Genomic DNA, 20,519 nt, shown 5'->3' on the forward strand with positions numbered 1-20,519 from the left:
CTATGTGAGCACCGGAAGCACAGGAAGCCGCCATTTGCAGACCGGCCTCACCTGAATATGGACAGACCCAAAAAAGAGGCTCCCGTCCGACTTCAGCGGCGGGAGCCTGACTGGAGCGCAGGAGGGTGCGCTCAGGGGAGCTCTTAAAAAACGTTCGGCGTGTTGGTGAGCGGCGCGGCGTTGGCGATCATGCGCACCGGGCGCTCCCGGTACCGGCCGGACTGCTCGGCGATGGCGCGCAGGCAATCGAGGCTCTCGGCGCCCCAGTTCTGGCCCTTGCAGGCAAAGTCGACCGCGGATTCCGGCAGGCGGGCGGTCTTGAGCGTAGTCTGCGCGCCCTGGATGACATTGGCGGGCGGATTGATCGAAGCGAAAGCCGGGCCTGAGGCAGGTGCCGCCAGCATGCCGACGAAGGCGCAGGCGCCGATCGCGATGAACATCGCCATCGGATGGTCGCTCGCGCGTTGCCGCAGCGCCAGCTTCGGCCGGCGATCGTTGCGCTCCGGGCCGTGTGCGCGGCGACTGGCTTCGGCGGTCTGGACTTTCGCAAACATCGGTTGTTCCCTTCGGTATCTTTCTTATTCCCATGAAACGAACCTAACCGCGCCACGTAACGGCCCGATGGTCGACGGCAATTTCCCCTGTAACAGGATTGAAACAGGGTTGGATCGCTACCCTCCGCCCTGCTCGCCGCCGGCGGGCGTTCACCGCGACTGGTCTGCGGGAAATACCCCCGCGGATGCAGGAGACTGTAAGCGACCTCACACACGGCCCGGTTTGGCATGCGGTCGAGGACGGAGCGGACGTCTCGCAACCTGCGACCCTGGCGCTGGTGCTCATTGCCGGCCATTCTGGCGGCATGCTGTCACGGCATCGGTACAAGCTGCGGGAGATGTTCGCTTCGCCGATCTGCGGGCGCTGGCCGTCGCTCATCTTGATCATGCCAGCGTTCGGCTGCAGCACTGGGGCGGTTGCCCACAACAGCTGTGCATCGACCCCGGGCCGGGTGCCAGCAGCCGACGCGCGCCGGTTTGGGCGACATATTCAGGATACGCTTCAGTGGTGACAATCCAGCCTGCTCATTGACTGACGGTTGGGAAGCCTGAAACGCACACGCATGACAAAGCAGAAGATTCTTTTCGATACTGACCCTGGCGTGGATGACGCCCTCGCACTTCTTTATCTGCACCGCCATCCGAACATCGATCTGCTCGGCATTACAACCGTCTTCGGCAACGCACCCATCTCGGTCACAACGCGCAATGCCAGGTTCCTCGCCGAGGCATGGGGAATCAAGGCTCCCGTTCATGCTGGCGCGGCCGTTCCGCTAAACTGGTCTGGGGCGCCCCATCCCTATCCTGTCCATGTTCATGGCGCAAATGGGCTGGGGGACTATCCCATAGCCCAAGAACCGCGGGAGGAAATGGATACCGCCGCTCGATTTATCGTGGATAGCATTCGGCAGAACCCGGGTCAGGTGAGGCTGCTGGCGGTCGGTGGCCTGACCAACTTGGCGCGCGCACTGGAGACCGATCCGGCGATAGCAGACCTGGTGCAAGATGTCGTCGTCATGGGTGGAGCGTTCGAGATCCCCGGCAATGTGTCGCCAGTCGCGGAGGCTAATATTTATGCCGATCCGCACGCAGCCGATCGAGTGTTTGCAGCCTCCTGGAAAGTGACCGCGGTTCCGCTCAATCTCACAGGTCGGACTGTGATCACGCGTGAGGCTCTCGCGACGATATCGGCAGATGCCAATCCCGAAATGCAGATGGTTGCCGCACTGTCTCAAGGATATATCGACTTCTACCTGCAATGGGGCGAAGCGGGGATGCTGGTGCACGACTGCAGTGCCGCTGTGTTTTTGACCGATCCCGATTTATTCACCACCCGGCCTGGTTCGGTCGTCGTGATCAAGGAGGGGCCCGCAGCGGGTTTGACCCTGCAGAGGTTGGGCGCTGCCCGCTATTCTCCGAGCGAATGGGATCGGCGTCGGATGCAGCTGGTATGCGTTGGCGGCGATGCTGCAGGAATCTTGGCCAGAATCTACGATGTTTGCGCAACGCCAAGAAACTAAAAAGGCTCGCTCCTAAGAGCGAGCCGAAGTTGCAGAAGCCGAACCGGAAGGTGGCTTCTACCCGCAGCTAAAAGATAGCATGCAGGTCTGCCGTGTTGAATAACATTTGTTAAACTCACTTTCCGATTGCCACTGACAGGAAAGCTGCCAGCGTCCGCGCGCCTCTACTTACTCGATAACAGACGACGAAGGCACAATGCGCTTTAGGGCGACCAGAAAGATACGTTTGTTAGCTGTGCACCTGTCGGGCTCAACCTCCGCCGCATCGGTCTGAAGTTCCCCGGGATGGCCGCGAACCTGTCGAACGTCTTGGCAGACATGCCGAGTGCGCCGGCTGCGGGTTAAGGCGCGGATTTTCCGGGATCTTTCTGGCGTGGCGCGCCTCAAAGCCGCCGCCTAGGAAGTTTCATATTCCTACAAACCATTGCATTTCAATGAGAAATATGCTTATATTGAATGAGTATTCAACAAAAAGAAGAGCATGCCGATGAACCCGCACCTCCGTGATGTGGCGATCCCCAACGATTGGGACCGGAGGGGTTTGCCGGGGTGGAGCTACCATTCCAATGCCCTTCTCGAGCTCGAGAAGGAATATGTCTTCCGCAATCACTGGCAGATCGCCGGCCATGTCTCCGACCTGCCGAACCCGGGCGACTATCTGACCATGGATGTCATCGGCGAGCGCGCGCTGATCGTGCGCGGCAAGGACGGCATCGTGCGCGCCTTCAACAATATGTGCCGCCACCGCGGCAGCCGGGTCGTCGCCGACAGCCAGGGCACCTGCAAGAACGCGCTGGTGTGCCCGTTCCATGGCTGGGTCTACAATCTCGACGGCACGCTGCGGGGCGCTGCCCGTCCGCGCTCCTTCCCCGAGCTCGACAAGACCGAGTTCGGCCTGATGCCGCTCGACCTCGAAATCTGGATGGGCTTCATCTTCATCCGCTTCCGCAAGGGCGGCCCGCAGCCTTCGGTGGCCGAGCTGCTCAAGCCGATCGAAGCCGAGATCGCGCATTACAACGTCGCCGACATGGTGCCATCCTGGGGCATCTGGACGCAGAAATCGCCGGTCAACTGGAAGTCGGTACGCGACGTCGACAATGAAGGCTATCACGTCGCCATGGCACATCCGGCGCTGCAGGACCTCTATGGCGCGACCTATTTCGACGAGCCTTTCGTCAACGGGGTGTCACGGTCCTTCGCCACCTACAATCCGCATGCCGGGCGGCGCTGGAGCGTGCGCGAGTATATCAAGCTCGCGCCCGAGGCCACGCATCTGCCGGAGCATCTGCGCAAGGCCTGGATCTATTACGGCATTTTCCCCAACAACGCGCTGTCGATCATGCCGGAATCCGTCCAGTTCTATCAGGAGTTCCCGCTGTCGACCGGGGAGACTCTGTTGCGCGGCGCAATCTATCGCTACAAGGACGAGAGAAGGGAGCAGGCCGCGGCGCGCTATCTCGCCTACCGCATCGATCGCGACACGATGAACGAGGACGTCCAGCTCTCGGTGTGGTCGAACGAATCCATGCTTTCGGAAGCCTTCGAGGGCTTTTACCTCTCCGACCTCGAATATGGCGTGCGCACCCACCATGATCATTTGCGCAAGCAAGTCCCGGTGCTCAATCTGGAAACGGCGCCCGAGGAAAAGGACATGTGGGGATTGAACGACGCGCTGCGGTCGAGGGGGTAACTCTTCCTTCTCCCCGTTCCACGTTCCACGGGGAGAAGGAAAGAGCTAATTACCCTCGCCACAGCCCTTCCTTCCTCAGATCATCCATAGTCCGCGAGATACCCTCGCGCAGGATCGCCACCATGTCGTCGACCTGCTCGCGGCTGATGATCAGCGGCGGCGACATCACGCACATATTGATCAGCGGCCGCACCAGAAGGCCGAGTTGGTGGCAATGCGCGTCGATGCGTTTTCCGACATCCTTGTCGAGCTGCAGCGGATCCTTGCTCTCGCGATCGGCCACGCATTCGACGCAAGCCATCAGGCCGACGCCGCGCACTTCGCCGACCAGCGGCAGCTCTTCCAGCGTCTTCAGTTTTGCCTGGAAATAGGGTGCGATCTCGCGCGTGTGGGCAAGCACGCCCTCTTCCAGCAGGTCGAGATTCTTCAGCGCCACCGCGCAGCCGATCGGATGGCTGGTGTAGGTAAGGCCGTGACCGAACAGCGCGTCGGGATGATTGGAGCGGCGCAGCTCTTCGAGCAGCCGCTCGGAGATGATGACGCCGCCGAGCGGGAAATAGCCCGACGTGACGCCCTTGGCGAAGGTGATCATGTCCGGATCGATGCCGAACACGTCGCCGGAGGCGAAGACATGGCCGAGCCGCCCAAAGCCGGTCACCACCTCGTCCGAGACATAGAGGATGTCGTTCTCGCGGCAGATCTCGCGGATGCGCTTCAGATACCCGTCCGGCGGCACGACGACGCCTCCGGAAGCCTGTACCGGCTCGCCGACAAAGGCGCCGATGCGCTCCGCGCCGATACGCGCGACGCTGTCGCGGAACTGGTCGACGAGGAAATCGGTGAAGGCGGCGATGCTCATCTCCTTCGGCCGCCGGAACGGATCGGGCGAGGACAGCTTCACCACCAGATCGTCGGCGCCGTCCATCCAGTCGCGGTCGCGCGGGCGGCCGTTGAGCGAGGCCGAGAGATAGGTCGAGCCGTGATAGGCGCCGCCGCGGCTCAGGATCAGCTTCTTCTCCGGCCGACCGCGGACGTTGTTGTAGAACTGCATGAAGCGCAGCGCCGTCTCCACCGCCGACGAGCCGCCGGTGGTGAAGAAGGTGTGGCTGAGGTCGCCGGGTGCGGCATCGGCGATGCGCCGGGCAAGCTCGGCCGAAGGCGCGTTCATCGTGTACCAGGGCGTGTTGTAGGAGAGCGCCATTGCCTGGTCGTACATGACCTTGGCCAGTTCTTCGCGGCGATGGCCGACATTGATGCACCACATGCCAGCCGGCCCGTCGATCAGCCGCTTGCCGGAGCCGTCGGTGATGTAGATGCCGTCGCCCTCGCCGATCAGCGCGCGGGCCTCGTTGCCGACCGAACCGGCATAGGGCCAGGGCTGTACGAGATGACGCTTGGCGAGCTCGACCGCGTCCTCATCGTCGGCGTCGATGAGTTCGCTTGCCTTGATCTTGCTTTGAGCCGCCATTTTCGCCTCGCATTGCCAGATTGTCGAATTCTCGTCGGATATCAAACGCCGCGGAAAACCATGGAAATTCGGCCTTTCCTCACTTGATTTTGAATATCCGTTCAATCAATATCGCAGAAATAGCGCTTGATTTCAATTGGCGGATACGCTCATGATGAAAGAAAGCCGGCAAGCCAGGAGCGATCGCGCTCCAAACATAATTCGGGAACAGGCGGCCGGCGCCAGGAATGGGAAGACCGCATGGCGGGACAGTCCGAGCCAGCTACCGAAATCACGCCCGGAGCGCTGCAATGACGGTTGCCGCGGAAGGGTCGCCCCCGTTGCGCATGGCGGGATCGAGACGAAGTCCCCTTCTGCAATCGGAAGCCGTCCAGGGCTTTGCCCTGATCAGTCCCACCTTCGTCTATGCTCTTATTCTGCTTGTCCTGCCGATCCTGGTCGTCATCGCCCATTCCTTCTGGACGCAGAACTATCTCACCATCGACCACACCTTCACGCTGGAGAACTACCGGATCGCGCTGACCGAGCCGATCTATCGCGACCTGCTCTGGCGCTCGCTCTACATCTCGCTGACGGTCAGCCTGCTCACCGTGGCGCTTGCCTACCCGATCGCCTATTTCATTTCCTTCCATGGCGGCCGGCATAAGGGCCTGTGGCTGTTCCTCATCACCATCCCGTTCTGGACCAGCTACCTGCTGCGCGTGATGTCGTGGAAGGTGATCCTCGGCTACAACGGCGTGCTCAATTCCGGCCTGATGGGCCTCGGCATCATCGACGAGCCCTCGACGGCGCTCCTCTACAATTCCAGCGCCGTCATCATCACGCTCACCCACGCCTGGGCGACTTTCGCCATCCTGCCGATCTTCGTTTCGCTGGAGAAGGTCGACCGCACTCTGTTCGAAGCCGCGACCGACCTCGGCGACGGGCCGCTGCGCTCCTTTCTGCGCGTGACGTTGCCGCTCTCGGCGCCCGGCATCATCTCGGCGGCGCTCATCGTCATGATCCCTACCGTCGGCGACTATGTCACGCCGAAGCTGGTGGGCGGCAAGGACGGAGTCATGATCGCGAACGCCATCCAGGCGCAGTTCGGCAAGGCGTCGAACTGGCCGCTGGGTGCAGCACTTTCCGTCACCACCATGATCATAGTCTCGCTGATGGCCGGCGCCACCGTGCTGGTTATCCGCGCCCTGCAGAGGCTGGCGCGATGACGGCGATAACACGCTTCCTGCCCGGCTGGCTGCCGAGCTACGCCGTCCTCTATCTGCTGTTCCTTTATCTGCCGGTGATCTTCCTGCCGATCTTCTCGATCAACACGGCGGCGACGCCCAAATTTCCGCTCTCTGGCGTCACGCTGCACTGGTACGAGGACCTGCCGCACACGCCGGCGCTGATCGACGCCACCTGGAACAGCCTGATGGTCGGGGTCTCCGCCTCGATCCTGTCGACGGTGCTGGGCATCCTCGCCGCCCGCTCGATCACCCGCTACCGCTATCCGGGCCGCCGAGCCATCAACGGCCTGATCATGGCGCCGCTGGTGTTGCCCGAAGTGATCGTCGCCATCTCCATGCTTTTGGTCATGCTGCAGCTGGGCCTCAGCCTGTCGCTCTTCACCGTCGTGCTCGGCCATGTGCTGGTCTGCATCCCCTATTCGATGACCGTGCTGACCTCCGGCTTCGAAGGCTTCGACCGCAGTCTCGAGGAAGCCTCCGCCGACCTGGGCGAATCTGCCTTCGGCACTTTCCGGCGGGTGACGCTGCCGATGGTTGCGCCGGCGATCATCTCCAGCCTGCTCGTCTGCTTCACCATTTCGCTGGACGAATTCATCATCGCCTTTTTCCTCACCGGAACCGAGGCGACGCTGCCGATCTACATCTGGGGCCAGTTGCGCTTCGCGGCCAAACTCCCCGGCGTGCTGGCGCTCGGCACCTTGCTGCTCTTCGCGTCCTTCGTGCTGATGACGACTGCCGAAATCCTGCGCCGCCGCGCGGCGAGACGCACCCACAATGAGGGAGGCCTCCATGCTTGAGCGGGTCCAATCCCAATCGGATCGAACCATGATCGAGATCCGCGACGTCACCCGCAGCTACGGATCGTTCAAGGCGCTGGACAACGCCTCGCTGGCGATCCGTGAGGGCGAATTCTTCTCGCTGCTCGGGCCTTCCGGCTGCGGCAAGACCACGCTGCTGCGCATGATCGCCGGCTTCGACGCGCCGACCAGCGGCTCCATCGCCGTCGACGGCCAGCCGATGGACGGCATCCCCGCCAACCGCCGGCCGACCAACATGGTCTTCCAGAGCTACGCGATCTTTCCGCATCTCAATGTCGAGCAGAATGTCGCCTATGGGCTGAAGCGGCTGAAGCTCGCTGCCGGCGAGGAGAAGCGCCGCGTCGAGGAAGCGCTCGCGCAGGTCTCGCTCACCGGCCTCGGCAAGCGCCGCGCCACGGAGCTTTCCGGCGGCCAGCGCCAACGCGTGGCTCTAGCCCGGGCGCTGGTTATGCGGCCCAAGGTGCTGCTGCTCGACGAGCCGCTCTCGGCGCTCGACAAAAAGCTGCGCGAGCAGATGCAGGTCGAGTTGCGCCGCCTGCAGCTGGCCGTCGGCATCACCTTCGTGCTGGTCACGCACGACCAGTACGAGGCTCTGGCGATGTCGGACCGCATTGCGGTGATGTTCGGCGGCCGCATCGCGCAGGTCGCCTCGCCGAAGGAAATCTACCAGCGCCCGGTTAACCGCCAGGTCGCCGATTTCCTCGGCGGCATGAATTTCGTCAAGGCCGAGATCGTCGAGGAGAACGGCGCTTCGCTGGTGCTCGACACACTGGGCTTCGGCCGCGTCAGGACCGACAAGCCGAAGGCTTTCGTGCGCAATGGCGGCGCGGCGACCCTTGGGATCCGCCCAGAGCGCCTGCGCGTTTTATGGGACAATGCAACGGCCAAATTCGAGGTCGCCGGCAAGGTCGTCGAGCGCCACTATTTCGGCGAGATCACGCATCTGATCGTCGAGATACCAGGGCTCGAAAAGCCGCTCTCGGTGACCGAGACCAACGATTTCGGCGCCGACGACATTCCTGTCGGCGCGCCGATCCGCCTCGCCTACGACCCCGAGGCGCTGGTGGCGATGGCCGACTGAATCTTTGCGGCAGCGATGCGCCCGGCGACGATCGCGCCCTCGACATAACCCGGGAAAGACGGCGACATTTCCGAAGCGGCGAAATAGACCGGCGGCGCGCCGGCGAGGATCACGCGCTCGGCATCGCGGGCGGTCACATCGGTGATGAGATCGCTATAGGCTCCGCCGCTCCAGCGGTCATGCGTCCAGTCGCGCGCGCTGAAATCGACGATGTCGGCGGCCTGCGGGCCGAGTGCCTGGACGAGTCTGGCTGTGATTTCCGCCTGCAATGCCGCCTCGCCGAGCGGATGCCAGCGCAATGCGAGCGGCCCGCCGACAAAGACCACAAGCGCGGCATGGTCGATACCCTTGCTGGCGTCGCAGGCAAACAGCCCCGCCTGATCGCGCCACATCACCATGCCGGACAGGCCTCGTTCGCGCCAGAACGGCGTTGCGTAGCGCACCAGGATCTTGATCACCGCGCCGCTTTCCCAGACGCCGAGCGCGCTTGCGAGTTCCGCCGGCAAAGCCGGCGCGAAATTGAGCTTCGCGGCCGTCGCCGGCGGCAGTGCGATCAGGACCTCGCGCGCTTCGATCGTGCTCGCGCCGGTGCTGACGCGAACGCCTTGCGGGGCGCGCTCGACACGCGTCACCGCTTCGTTCAGGCGCAGCCGGTCGCCGAGCTCGGCGGCAAGGTCCTCGGCCAGCGATTGCATGGTATCGCCCAAAAAATACTGCAGCTCGAACACCTCGTTGGTGATGCGGCGATCATTGTCGATCAGGTACCAGAGCGGCACCTTGTCCGCCGCCAGGCACCACAGACCCTCGACCAGCGAGCGGAAAGCGGCCTTGGCATCGGCCTCATCATGCTGGCGTTCCAGCCAGTCGGCGACGGTCAGCCCGGCAATCGCCGGGTCGTCCGGATCAATCCGGTTCATGCGCTCGCGGATCGCCATCGAGACATGATAGGTCCGCTCCGCCCGCGCCGGCGTCATTGACGGATAGGTGATGAATTCGCCCTCGACATAGGTCTCGACGAAGCTCTTGCCGTAGGCCTTGGCCAGCGCCATCACTTCGGGCATGTCCACACATAGAAACTGGCCGCCGCTGTCGATACGCTCGCCGAGCCCATTGCGGACAGCCTCCACCCTGCCGCCGACGCGATCGCGTGCCTCAAGGACAAGGAAATCGACGCCGGCGCGCTGAAGGTCGAGCGCGGCGCATAACCCGGTAAAGCCGGCGCCGACGATGACGACGTCGGTTCTTTCAACGCTGCTCTTCAATAGCCGGCCTTAATCTTCTCGAACTCGGCGATCATCTTCAGCTTCAGCTCCGAAGGCAGCGGCTGCTGGAACAGGGTCTTGTCGACCCACTTTTCCACATTGTCGTAGCCCTTTTCCTTCAGGATCGCCGGGTCGACGCCGGCCATGCCCTTGGCATTGGCCTGGCCGTAGCCCCAGTCCTTGACCAGCGTCTTGGCGACCTCGGGATCGTTCACGGCGTTGAGATAGTCATAGGCCTTGTCGATGTTGCCCGGCGCGTCCTTGAACAGCACATAACCGCAGACCCAGGTCGACATGCCCTCGTCGGTGTCCTTCTTGGATTTGATCGGCACACCGGCCTTGACGGACTGCACCGTCGCGTCGTTCCAGGCCCAGGCGAGGTCGACTTCGCCGCCGCTGAGCAGTTGCACGATATCGGTGGTGTCTGTCCAGTAGGAACGGACATTCTTGTGCACCTGGCGCAGGAAATCGGATGCCTGCTTGAACTGGTCGTCCGTCATCTTGGTCCAGTCCTTGAGCCCGATGGCGAGGCTGGCCAGAGCATAGGCGTCGTCGACATTGTCGCCGATCGAAACCCTGCCCTTATATTTCGGATCGGCGAATGCTTTCAGCGACTGGACGTCCTTTTCGGCGATCTTGTCGGAATTGTAGGTGAGCTGGGTATCGCCCCAGTCCCAGGGCATGAACCAGGCCTTGCCGTCGGACGTCGTGGCGAGATCCTTCATCGCCATGATGCCGGGATTGAGGTCCTTCCAGCCGGTGATCTTCGAGGTGTCGAGCGGCTGCAGCAGCCCCGCCTCACGCCACTTCACGACGCTCTGCGAGCAGGGATGGCCGAGATCGGATTTGAAGCCGGAGCGGATCTTTTCGAACGCCTCGTCCTCGTCGCCGAAGAAGGCGAAGGTCGGCGAATCGCCGTTCTTCTCGACATATTTGCCGTGGAAGCTCGGATCCTCGTAGCCGGACCAGTCGAACACGATCAGGTCCTTATCGGCGGCGACGGCGAACGCCGCCGCCGAAGCCGCGATCGCGCTCCCAAGCGCCAAGGTCAGTGTCAGGCGTCGGCTGAATTTCCTCATGCTGTTCCATCCTCTTTTGTTTTTGCCGGTCTTGTTGGCCGGCTGTTGCTAATCCCGGCTTTTGCTAGCCCCAGTTCTCGCTAACCATAGTGTTTGGGGAAGGCGGCGGCCAAAAACGCATTCGCGGCCTGCAATGCGGTCTCTCGCGTGGTGTCCTCGGTTCCCATCATCAGCCGCAGCCACAGGCCCTCGAGCATGGCGCTGAGCGCCAGGGCGATGGCCTGAGGGTCATAGGTGTAGCCGCCGCTCTCTTTGAGCGTCGTGCAGAGATCGATGAAGACCTGCTGGTAATAGGCGTCGCGCGAGCTGCTTAGCGCCTGGTAGGTCGGCCGCGACTTGGCCTCGCCCCAGAAGGCGAGCCAGGCGGCGAGCTTGCGCTTGTTGCAGATCGAGCGGTCGAAATCGGCCCACACCAGCTGCTGCAGCTGTCGCGCCGGATCGTCGCCCGCCTTCTGCAGGGCGGTGCGCCAATGCGCCGAGTACTCGTCATACATATGCTGCAGTGTGGCGATGAGCAGCTTTTCCTTGCTCTCGAAATGGAAGTTGACGATGCCGCGCGACAGGCCCGCGCCGTCGGCCACGTCAGCCATCGTCGTTTCGGCATAGCCGCGCTTGGCAAGTGAATCGATCGTCGCCTCGATCAGCTGCAGCTGCCTGACCTCTTTCGAAGCCTTGCGGCCGCGTTTGTCGGCATCGCCCTTTCGCGCCGTTTCGGGGAGAGCATCGCTCGCCTCTGCAGTCTTCATGGGTGTGACGGTCTCCAGCATTGCCGGCTATCCGACCGGCTTCCAACCGCGCAGATGAGTGGGGCGGTGCTCGCCACTGTCAAGCACCTTCTGCATCGCCTCCCAGGTCTTGATGTTCTTGTCGACATAGGCCGCGCCGACCGCTGCCGCGGCCTGCGCGTAGAGCGGCCCCTTGAGCCGCGAAAGCTCTTGGCGCGCGACCTCGCGATACCATGGGTTGCGGTCGCGCACCGTGATATCGGTAAAGCCGGCGCGCCGCATCGCCTCGGCATAGCGCGCCGGCGAGGCCATGGCGAAGGAGAGCCCTTCGGCCGCGATATAGGCCTTCATCTGAGGCGACGCCTCGCCGTCATGCCCGATCATCCAGTTCGACGCGGCAAACACCCCGCCCGGCTTCAGTACACGAAAGATCTCGGCGAACAGCGCGTCCTTGTCCGGCACATGCAGCAGCGCGTCCTTGGAGAAGACGACGTCGAAGGAAGCGTCCGCGAAAGGCAATGGCCCCGGCGGCGCCTGGACGAAGCCGACGCGATCATCGAGGCCTTGCCTGATCGCCCCTCGCCTCGCCGCCTCGATCACCGGCTTTTCGACGTCGAAGCCGGTGGCTCGAGCCGCGCCATGCGCTGCCGCCAGATGCAGCGTGATGCCGCCGGCGCCACAGCCGATATCGAGGATCGTCTTGCCCCTGAGCGAGAGGCCTTCGACCACGCGGTCGACCTCGTCCGGACCGCCCGGCGACAGATAGCCCTCGCCCCACAGTGCCTCGAGGAAGCGGACAGCGGTGTCGTCATATTCCGGCTCGGCGTCAGCCGTTTCGATCATCGGATATTCAACCCCAAATGCCGATGTGGGCCAGTCCAGAAATCAAGGCAAAGCCTAGCGCATCAACAGGAAAACGCAACATCATTTGTTGAACATTCATTCAAAATGGCTAGACAAAAAACTGTAATCCATGTCAAATTCGGGCAATCAGGGAACAAAACGCACCGGGCAATTCCAGGAAAAGCGTGACGCCGTTTCCGTCCCGGAATTGCGTAAAAACAAGAAGATAGGGCAACCGGATGGAGGTTCTGCGCGCATGAAGGCATGGGACGCGATCGTCATCGGCGGCGGCCATAACGGCCTGGTCAACGCCTGTTATCTGCAGCGCGCCGGACTGGACGTGCTGGTGGTCGAGAAGAACGACTGGGTCGGCGGCGCCGCCACCAGCCGCGAGCTGACCCCGGGCTTTCTCTATTCCAACTGTTCCTATGTCTGCTCGCTGTTCCGGCCCGAGATCATGCGCGATTTGGAACTGCCCCGCTTCGGCCTGCAGGTGATCTCCTATGAAGGCGGCGCGGTGTTCACGCGCGACGGCGACTATCTCGCCAACTACCGCGATCACGACGCGCATCGCCGCGAGTTCGCCCGTTTTTCGAAGCGCGACGCCGAAGCCTATGATCGCTATTCGCGCGACGTCACGAGGCAGTGTCGCTTCATCCAGCCGCTCCTGATGCGCACCGCGCCCGACCCGACCAGCTTCAGGCCGCGCGACCTCGGCGAGCTGCTCTATCTCGGCAAGAAGTTTGCCGGTCTCTCCGCCGAGGAGATGGCGCTGACCTTGCGCTTCTGGACGATGTCGATCTCGGACTTCCTCGACGAATATTTCGAGACCGACGTCATCAAGGCCAACTTCGCGCTTTCCGGCATCATCGGCACGGCGCTCGGCCCGATGTCGCCCGGCACGGCCTATGTGCTGCTGCATCACTATATGGGGGAGGTCGACGGCTCGGTCGGCGCCTGGGGCTATGCGCGCGGCGGCATGGGCGCCATCACCAAGGCGCTGGCCTCCTCCTTCAAAGCTTCCGGCGGCACCATCCGCACCGGCGCCGAGGTCGACCGCGTGCTGATCAGGAACGGCAAGGCCAAGGGAGTGGTGCTCGCCGGCGGCGAAGAAATCTATGGCAAGCTTGTCATCTCCAACGCCGACGTCAAGCGCACCTTCCTGAAGCTGGTCGAGGCGAAGGAACTGCCCGACATCTTCCTGAGGCGCGTCAGGAATTTCAAAATCCGCGGCTCGTCCGGCAAGGTCAACATCGCGCTGGATTCGCTCCCCGAATTCCCGGCTCTGCCCAAGGACTCCCCAGTCTACCGCGCCGACATGCACTTCACCGATTCCATCGAACGCATGGAGCGCGCCTATGACGATTGGAAGGCCGGGCGCTGGTCGGCCGATCCCTTCCTCGACATGGTGATCCCGACCACGCTCGACCCGACCATGGCGCCTCCCGGCAAGCACTTCATGAGCTGCTTCGTGCAATATGCGCCACCCAAGATAAATGGCCGCGACTGGACGGACGCCGACCGCGACGGCTTCGCCGAAAGCGTGATTTCCCAGATCGCGCAATATTCGCCCGGCTTCCGCGACCGCATCGTCCACATGGAGGTGCGCACGCCGCGCGAAATCGAGGACGAGGTGGGCTTGACCGAAGGCAACATCTTCCAGGGCGAGCTCACCTTCGACCAGTTGCTCTTCAACCGCCCGGTGCCGGGCTACGCGCAATACCGCTCGCCGGTCGGCGGGCTCTATATGTGCGGCTCCTCCACCCATCCGGGCGGCGGGGTGATGGGCGCGCCGGGGCGCAACGCCGCCGCCGAGATCCTGCGCGACCTCGCCAAGCCAATCTTGCATATGAGCCCGGCCCATGACGTCATCTGATCTGAACTGGGACGCCATCGTCATCGGCGGCGGCCATAACGGCCTTGTCGCCGCCGCGACGCTGGCCAAGTCCGGCCGCAAGGTGCTGCTGCTCGAGGCCGGGAACGAAATCGGTGGCGCCGCGCGAACCGAGGAGTTCGCGCCGGGCTTTCGCGTTTCCGCTGTCGCCCATCTGCTCAACCGCCTTCATCCCGATGTGGTGAAGACGCTGGAGCTGGAACACCACGGGCTGAGGATCGAGCGCGGCGATTTCGTGCCGTCGGTGGCGCTGTCGAAGGACGGTCCGCTGGTGCTGCACGGCGCCTATGGCGAGGTGCTGACGGGCGCCAGCGCATCTGAACAGTCCGCCTGGAAGGAGCTTCGCGCGCAGCTGCTGCGCTATGCCGGCGTCTTGAAACCTTTCCTGTCGCGCCGGCCGCCGGACCTCGGCAACATCTCGCTCGCCGAGACGATGGGGCTTGGCCAGACCGCGCTGGCGCTGAAGCGGCTCGGCAAGGAAGACATGCGCGATTTCCTGCGCGTTCTTCTGATGAATGTCTACGATCTGCTCGACGAGCAGCTTTCGGACGACCGGCTGAAGGGCCTGCTCGCCTTCGACGCGACGCTCGGCTCGCATCTTGGGCCGCGTTCGCCGACCTCGGTGCTTGGCCTCTACTATCGGCTTGCCGGCGAGATCGGCGGTCTTGCAGGGGCGCAGATGCAGCCGAAAGGCGGTATGGGCGCCATCGTCGCCGCCATCCGCGCGGCGGCGGAAAAAGCCGGCGTTTCGATACGCCCGGCATCGCCGGTCGCCAGGGTCATCGTCGAGAAAGGCCGCGCCGCCGGTGTCGTCACGCGGAGCGGCGAGACGCTGCGCGCCAGAACCGTCGTTTCCGCCATCAACCCGGCGACCGCGATCCTCGATCTCGTCGGACCGCGCGAAGTCGATACGGGCTTCGTGCGCAAGATGAAGAACATCCGTATGAGGGGCGATGCGGCCAAGCTCCACCTTGCGCTCGACCGGCCGCCGCAATTCACCGGCCTCGACGCCGCCGGCCACAAGGGCCGCCTCGTCATCGCCCCTTCGCCTGACCATGTCGAGCGCGCTTTCAACCCGTCGAAATATGGCGAGTTCTCGCCCGAGCCGGTGATGGAGATCACGCTGCCCAGCCTCGTCGATCCATCGCTCGCGCCCTCCCGCGCCTGCGTGCTGTCGGCGGTGGTGCAATACGCGCCCTATGCGCTGAGAGAGGGCTGGACCGCCGGCAAGCCGCGCTTCCTCAGGGCGATTATGGCGCAGCTCGAAGCCCATGCGCCGGGGATCGGCGCAACGGTCCGCCACGCCGAGCTTTTGACGCCCGCCGACATCGAGGCGCGCTACCGCATGCCCGGCGGCCACTGGCACCACGGTGAATTGCAAGCCGACCAGATGCTGATGTCGCGGCCGGTCTCCGGCTGGTCGGGCTACGACACGCCGCTCGAAGGCCTGTTCCTTGCCGGCGCCGGCTCGCATCCGGGCGGCGGTATCTCCGGCGCGCCCGGCCTCAACGCCGCACGCCGCATCATCGCGATGAGGGCATGAGGATGATTTCGCTATTCACAAACGCAGCGCTCTACGGCGAAGGAACGCCGTCATGAACCATCATCCCACCATAAAGCCGTCAACCGACGTCCGCGCCTTCGCCCAATCGCATTTCCGCACGCTCAGGCCCGGCACACCCTTCCAGCCGCGCATCGACGCGCTGGGACTGAAGCAGGATTGGTACAATTGGGCCGGCTACCGCGCACCGCATTCGCTGTGGGACGAGGAGCTGGAATATTTCGCCATCCGCAGCCAGGCAGCACTCTTCGACATCTCGCCGATGACCAAGTATCAGATCGAGGGGCCGGACGCCGAGGCCTATCTCGACCGCCTCACGCTGCGCGACGTGACCAGGCTTAAGCCCGGCCGCGTCCATTACACCGCCTGGTGCGACGATGAAGGCTTCGTGCTGGACGACGGCACGTTGTTCCGGCTCTCGCCGACCCGCTTCCGGCTGTGCTCGCAGGAGCGGCATCTGCCCTGGCTGCTGGACAGCGCGATCGGCTATGAGGTGAGCGTGGCGGAAGAAACCGAAGCGGTCGCCGGCCTCGCGCTGCAAGGCCCGACGTCCTTCGCCGTCCTGCGCGACGCGGGCTTTGCCGGCGTCGAGCGGCTGAAGGTCTTCGACCTCGCCGAATTCGCGCATGACGGCGGAACCGTCACGATTTCCCGCACCGGCTTCACCGGCGATCTCGGCTACGAATTGTTCGTGCCGGCGGACAAGGCGCTGAGCCTGTGGGACCGGCTTATGGCGGCGGGCGAGTTGCGCGGCATCCGCGCCATCGGCTATACGGCGCTGAACCGCGCCCGGCTGGAAGCCGGGCTGATCGTCGCCAATGCCGACTTCACCACGTCCGAGCACGCCATCCGCGCCGACCGCCTGCGCATGCCCGACGAGATCGGCCTCGGCTTCATGATCGATCCCGACAAGGGACATTTCAACGGCCGCCGCGCCATCCTCGAAGCCCGCGCCAAGAAGAAGCTGCGTCACGTGCTGGTCGGGCTGGAGATCGAAGGCAACATTCCGGCCGAGCATGCCATCGTCTATTATCGCAAAAGCCGGGAGGTCGGGCTGGTGAGCGCGGCGATGTGGTCGCCCATGGCCAAGCGCAACATCGCGTTGGCTTCCTTGCAGCGGCCCTATGGCGACACGATCGTCGACGACCTCTGGGTCGAGATTTACGCCATGCGCGAGTTGCAGTACCAGAAGCTGATGAAAAAGGCGAAGGTGGTGCCGCGGCCCTTTATCAAGCTCGACCGCCGCACCGCCAACCCGCCGGCGGATTTCTGACGATGGCGAGCGAAGCGGAAGACGTGGAGGCGGAAGCCGCCGAGCAATGGCAGCTCGTCAACACGCCGCTCGGCGAGATGTGGTCCGGCCGCACCCGCTACGCGGCGGCCATGTTCTTCTTCAAACGCGGCCAGATGAATGCCGAGACGCTCGAAGTTTATCGCATCTGCGCCCGGCTCGACTACGAGAACCCTCTGTCGATCATCCGCGACCGCGGCGTCGGCAAGGGACTGGCTGAAGCGCATGGGTTGCGCGCAGTAGGCGCGCTTACCCAATCGTCCTTTCCAGCACGCTCAACCAGTTCCGATAAGCGATCTTCTCGATCAGCGCGCGTCCGAAACCGCGCGCGGCGAGCGCGTCGATCAACTTGGGCAGGCCGGCGACGTCGCCGATGACGGCCGGGATCATGGCGCCGTCGAAATCGGAGCCAAGGCCGACGCCGTCCTCGCCAAGCGCCTGTAAGAGCGAATCGATGTGGCGCACCATGATTTCGAGGCCGGTGTCGGCATTCATGCGGCCGTCCTCGCGCAGGAAGCCGGTGGCGAAGTTGAGGCCGACCATGCCGCCCGACTCGCGGATCGCGCCGAGCTGCCAGGCGGTCAGGTTGCGCGAATGACCGCAGATCGCATGCACGTTCGAATGGGTCGCGACCAGCGGCGCGTCGCTCAAGCCCGCGACATCGCGAAAACCCTTCTCGTTGAGATGCGACAGGTCGATCATGATCCTGAGCTGGTTGCAGGCCTTGACCAGCGCCTTGCCGGCATCGGTGAGGCCCGGCCCGGTGTCGGGCGAGGACGGAAAGCGGAACGGCACGCCATTGCCGAAGGCGTTGGGACGGCTCCAGACGATGCCCAGCGAACGCAGGCCGGCGGCATGCAGCACGTCGAGCATGGCAAGCCCAGGGTCGATCGCCTCGACGCCTTCGATATGGAACACGGCCGCGATCGAGCCCTTCGCCATCGCATCGCGCACATCGCCGGCGCTGCGGCAGACGGTGAGCGCGCCGGCGCGCTCCAGCCTAAACAGGATCGAAGCCATGCCGATGGTCGAGGTGATCGCCTCGGCCTGCGGCAGCTCCGGCGGCAACGGCTCGTTGTCGCTCGGTGCCGGCGGCACGGCGCTGCGCTTCGACTTTTCGACCGGCGGCGGAAAGATAGCGAACATGCCGCCGGCGAAGCCCCCCTTCCTGGCGCGCGGCTGGTCGATATGCCCGCCCGGCGTCCCCTCGATGAACAGCTTTTCGACATCGGTTTCCTTCGACTGGTAGAGCCGAAGCAGCGTGTCGTTGTGTCCGTCGAAAACGGGGATCAGGTCGGTATCGGTCATCGGGGAAGCCATTCAAATCGGTGACGAGCGGGACGACAGGTTTCGTCCGAAGCGAACCGTCAACTTAGGCAAGATGACCGGGCCGTGCAAATGCCAAAGCTTCCCTTCCCCTTGTGGGAGAAGGGAAAGACGACACTACTGCTTCAGCACATCCGCCCATTCCGGGTGGCGGCGGAACTGGGCGTTGGCGAAGGGGCAGAGCGGGATGATTTTCTTGCCGGCGGCGCGCGCGTCCTCGACCGCGCGGGTGACGAGCCGAAGCCCGGCGCCCTGACCGCCGAAAGACATCCGGCACCTCGGTATGTTCGATGATCAGCTGGTGTTCGCCGATCTTGGTGAAGGTCATCTCGGCCTCGGCGCCGCCAGGGCCACGCAGCACATAGCGCCCCTTGGAACCGTGGTCCTCCAATTCGATCTCGGGCAGTTGGTCAGCCATTTTGTTCGCCTCCTTCGGCAACGGGCGCCGGCGCGAAAAGCCGCCGCAGCACTTCATTTTCGTTCGGCCGAACCTCATGCCCGCCGTCATGCCATTCCACTGTGACATCGGCGCCGTCGGCGCGCAAATAGGCCTCGAGCCGCGACGTCAAATTGGGCGGACAGATCGGATCGCGCCTGCCGGCCGTGATCAGGATGCGGCGGCCGGCAAGGCTGCCCTGGACATTGGGTTCGAACGGGATCAGCGGATGCATCAACGCCGTGGCATCGAACAGGCGGGGCTCGGCAAACACGACCGAAGCCAGGATGTTGGCGCCGTTGGAGTAGCCGAGGCCGAACACCGCCGAAGGTTTCGCCGCTTCGACATGGGCCTTGACGAATCCCGCCATCTTCGATGTCGCGCGCGCCAGGTCGTCCATGTCGTAGACGCCCTCGCCGGTGCGGCGGAAGAAGCGCGGGGCACCGTGCTCCGACACATCGCCGCGCGGCGAAACGATCGTCGCGCCGGGCAACAACTCACGGCCGAAACCGAGAAGCTGGTTCTCGTCCGCGCCGGTGCCGTGGAAGACGAAGAGCAGTGGGCCGCCCGGCGAACCGGGCAGCACCTTGTGGATGTAAGCGTCCTTGCTCATGGCTCAGTCTTCCAGCTTCTGCAGGTGCTCTTCGAGGTAAGACCTCAGATGCTGATGCTGCGTCGGCAGCTTCAGTGCCTCGCCGAGATGCGCGGTATCCTCGTCGCGGTCGAAGCCCGGTTCGTTGGTGGCCACCTCGAACAGCACGCCGCCCGGCGTGCGGAAATAGATCGCCCAGAAATAGTCGCGGTCGATGACCGGCGTCACGCCATAGCCCGTGTCGACCAGCGCCTTGCGCACTTCGAGCTGCTTGGCGCGATCCTCGACCGCGAAGGCGACATGGTGCACCGAGCCGGCGCCGAGATTGGCGAAGCCGGCAGTGGGCAGCGATTCGATGTCGACGACGTCGGCGCCATTGCCGTTCTTGATCGCCAGCCGGCGGATGTTGCCGGACTTGTCGACCTCCTCATAGCCCATGAACTTCAGCAGTTCCTCGGTGGCGCCGCCATCCTTCAGCCGCAGCGAGACCGAGTGAAAGCCGCGGATCGCCTCGTCCGCGGGAACGCCGCCCTTGACCCAGGGCGCTCTGCTGTCGGCCTTGTCCTCGACAAGGGCAAAACTGTCGCCGTCCGGGCCGGTAAAGGTGAGCCGCTTTTCGCCGAAGCTTTCGGTACGGGCAACATTGCCCACGCCTTCGTCGGCGAAGCGCTTTTCCCAATAGGCCGGCGTGCCTTCCGGCACCGAGAACACCGTCGTGCCGACCTCGCCGACGCCGTGTCTGCCCTTGGCGATATCGGGGAACGGAAAATAGGTCATCACCGAACCCGGCGTGCCCACCTCGTCTGCATAATAGAGATGATAGACGTCCGGCGCGTCGAAATTGACGGTCTTCTTGACCCGGCGCAGGCCGAGCTTCTTCGTGAAGAACTCATTGTTGCGGCGTGCGTCGCTCGCCATCGAGGTGACGTGATGCAGCCCCTGGATCTGATTGAGCATGATCGTGCTCCTTCCCTTGTTCTTGTGCGGCCCTCGCCGCTGTCCACGCCAATATGAGGATGGGCGGGCCGACGGCAAAGCGGGCAAACACAGAATGGACTGTGTCATAAAAGTGAACGACTGTTCGAAATATGTTCACCAGACAATCACCGACATAGGCTTGCAACGCCGGTGATTTCCATTCCATCTGAGC

Annotated in this window: 17 protein-coding genes and 2 pseudogenes; 9 read left to right on the forward strand and 10 right to left on the reverse strand. The window is 63.6% G+C overall.

The annotated features are described in order from the left end of the window. Positions 1–143: 143 nt before the first annotated feature. Positions 144–554, reverse strand: coding sequence for a hypothetical protein (locus tag ACVMIM_RS00795; RefSeq protein ID WP_476109802.1), 411 nt, complete (start codon positions 552–554; stop codon positions 144–146). 563 nt (positions 555–1,117) lie between these two features. Between ACVMIM_RS00795 and ACVMIM_RS00800 the strand changes: the two genes are divergently transcribed. Further along, entirely contained in the window at positions 1,118–2,074 is a 957-nt protein-coding gene (locus tag ACVMIM_RS00800; protein ID WP_476109804.1) for a nucleoside hydrolase, read from the forward strand. 487 nt (positions 2,075–2,561) lie between these two features. Continuing rightward, positions 2,562–3,764 (forward strand): aromatic ring-hydroxylating oxygenase subunit alpha, encoded by a 1,203-nt coding sequence (locus ACVMIM_RS00805; RefSeq protein WP_476109805.1) that lies wholly within the window; start codon positions 2,562–2,564, stop codon positions 3,762–3,764. Between the two features lie 49 nt (positions 3,765–3,813). Here the strand turns inward: ACVMIM_RS00805 and ACVMIM_RS00810 are convergent, their stop codons facing one another. Beyond that, entirely contained in the window at positions 3,814–5,232 is a 1,419-nt protein-coding gene (locus tag ACVMIM_RS00810) for an aminotransferase (protein ID WP_476109807.1), read from the reverse strand. A gap of 290 nt (positions 5,233–5,522) precedes the next feature. On the opposite strand from ACVMIM_RS00810, the gene ACVMIM_RS00815 reads away from it, so the two are divergent. The 3 genes from ACVMIM_RS00815 to ACVMIM_RS00825 are packed head-to-tail and all read left to right on the forward strand — an operon-like array spanning position 5,523 to position 8,360. After that, positions 5,523–6,440 carry an ABC transporter permease gene (locus tag ACVMIM_RS00815; protein ID WP_476109808.1) on the forward strand — a complete coding sequence of 306 codons (918 nt, stop codon included), beginning with the start codon at positions 5,523–5,525 and terminating at the stop codon, positions 6,438–6,440. Continuing rightward, positions 6,437–7,258: an ABC transporter permease gene (locus ACVMIM_RS00820; RefSeq protein WP_476109810.1), complete on the forward strand. Its 822-nt coding sequence runs from the start codon at positions 6,437–6,439 to the stop codon at positions 7,256–7,258. The genes ACVMIM_RS00815 and ACVMIM_RS00820 overlap by 4 nt, the downstream gene beginning before the upstream one ends. 28 nt (positions 7,259–7,286) lie before the next feature. Continuing rightward, positions 7,287–8,360 carry an ABC transporter ATP-binding protein gene (locus tag ACVMIM_RS00825; protein ID WP_476109812.1) on the forward strand — a complete coding sequence of 358 codons (1,074 nt, stop codon included), beginning with the start codon at positions 7,287–7,289 and terminating at the stop codon, positions 8,358–8,360. On the opposite strand, the gene ACVMIM_RS00830 is transcribed toward ACVMIM_RS00825, so the two are convergent. From ACVMIM_RS00830 to ACVMIM_RS00845, 4 genes are all read right to left on the reverse strand, one after another. Further along, positions 8,324–9,622 carry a flavin monoamine oxidase family protein gene (locus ACVMIM_RS00830; protein ID WP_476109814.1) on the reverse strand — a complete coding sequence of 433 codons (1,299 nt, stop codon included), beginning with the start codon at positions 9,620–9,622 and terminating at the stop codon, positions 8,324–8,326. The genes ACVMIM_RS00825 and ACVMIM_RS00830 overlap by 37 nt on opposite strands. Next, positions 9,619–10,701 carry an ABC transporter substrate-binding protein gene (locus ACVMIM_RS00835; RefSeq protein ID WP_040998709.1) on the reverse strand — a complete coding sequence of 361 codons (1,083 nt, stop codon included), beginning with the start codon at positions 10,699–10,701 and terminating at the stop codon, positions 9,619–9,621. The genes ACVMIM_RS00830 and ACVMIM_RS00835 overlap by 4 nt, the downstream gene beginning before the upstream one ends. A gap of 80 nt (positions 10,702–10,781) precedes the next feature. Beyond that, positions 10,782–11,468: a transcriptional regulator BetI gene (betI, locus tag ACVMIM_RS00840; protein ID WP_278051414.1), complete on the reverse strand. Its 687-nt coding sequence runs from the start codon at positions 11,466–11,468 to the stop codon at positions 10,782–10,784. 6 nt (positions 11,469–11,474) lie between these two features. Then, complete coding sequence (locus ACVMIM_RS00845) at positions 11,475–12,269, reverse strand: class I SAM-dependent methyltransferase (RefSeq protein WP_476109816.1); 795 nt, start codon at positions 12,267–12,269, stop codon at positions 11,475–11,477. A gap of 256 nt (positions 12,270–12,525) precedes the next feature. Here ACVMIM_RS00845 and ACVMIM_RS00850 point away from each other — a divergent pair, with 256 nt between their 5' ends. The 4 genes and pseudogenes from ACVMIM_RS00850 (at position 12,526) to ACVMIM_RS00865 (ending at position 17,258) form a co-directional block, all read left to right on the forward strand. Next, positions 12,526–14,145 carry a phytoene desaturase family protein gene (locus ACVMIM_RS00850; RefSeq protein WP_476109818.1) on the forward strand — a complete coding sequence of 540 codons (1,620 nt, stop codon included), beginning with the start codon at positions 12,526–12,528 and terminating at the stop codon, positions 14,143–14,145. Then, a complete protein-coding gene (locus ACVMIM_RS00855) occupies positions 14,132–15,706 on the forward strand; it encodes a phytoene desaturase family protein (protein ID WP_476109819.1) in 1,575 nt (524 codons plus the stop codon). Before ACVMIM_RS00850 ends, ACVMIM_RS00855 begins: the two co-directional genes overlap by 14 nt. A 52-nt stretch (positions 15,707–15,758) precedes the next feature. After that, positions 15,759–16,997, forward strand: coding sequence for an aminomethyl transferase family protein (locus ACVMIM_RS00860; protein WP_040998718.1), 1,239 nt, complete (start codon positions 15,759–15,761; stop codon positions 16,995–16,997). 2 nt (positions 16,998–16,999) lie between these two features. After that, positions 17,000–17,258, forward strand: a pseudogene (locus tag ACVMIM_RS00865) (hypothetical protein). Between the two features lie 6 nt (positions 17,259–17,264). Here ACVMIM_RS00865 and ACVMIM_RS00870 read toward each other — a convergent pair. The 4 genes and pseudogenes from ACVMIM_RS00870 to ACVMIM_RS00885 all read right to left on the reverse strand — a co-directional run bounded on the left by ACVMIM_RS00870 (position 17,265) and on the right by ACVMIM_RS00885 (position 20,326). Next, positions 17,265–18,323, reverse strand: a complete 1,059-nt coding sequence (locus ACVMIM_RS00870) for a dipeptidase (RefSeq protein WP_476109821.1) — start codon at positions 18,321–18,323, stop codon at positions 17,265–17,267. 135 nt (positions 18,324–18,458) lie between these two features. Next, positions 18,459–18,759 (reverse strand): annotated as a pseudogene (locus tag ACVMIM_RS00875) (GNAT family N-acetyltransferase). Then, a complete protein-coding gene (locus ACVMIM_RS00880; RefSeq protein WP_476109822.1) occupies positions 18,752–19,390 on the reverse strand; it encodes an alpha/beta hydrolase in 639 nt (212 codons plus the stop codon). Before ACVMIM_RS00880 ends, ACVMIM_RS00875 begins: the two are co-directional and overlap by 8 nt. A gap of 3 nt (positions 19,391–19,393) precedes the next feature. Next, positions 19,394–20,326 carry a VOC family protein gene (locus ACVMIM_RS00885; protein WP_476109824.1) on the reverse strand — a complete coding sequence of 311 codons (933 nt, stop codon included), beginning with the start codon at positions 20,324–20,326 and terminating at the stop codon, positions 19,394–19,396. Positions 20,327–20,519: the final 193 nt, after the last annotated feature.

It is taken from the genome of Mesorhizobium sp. USDA 4413, from assembly GCF_056280365.1.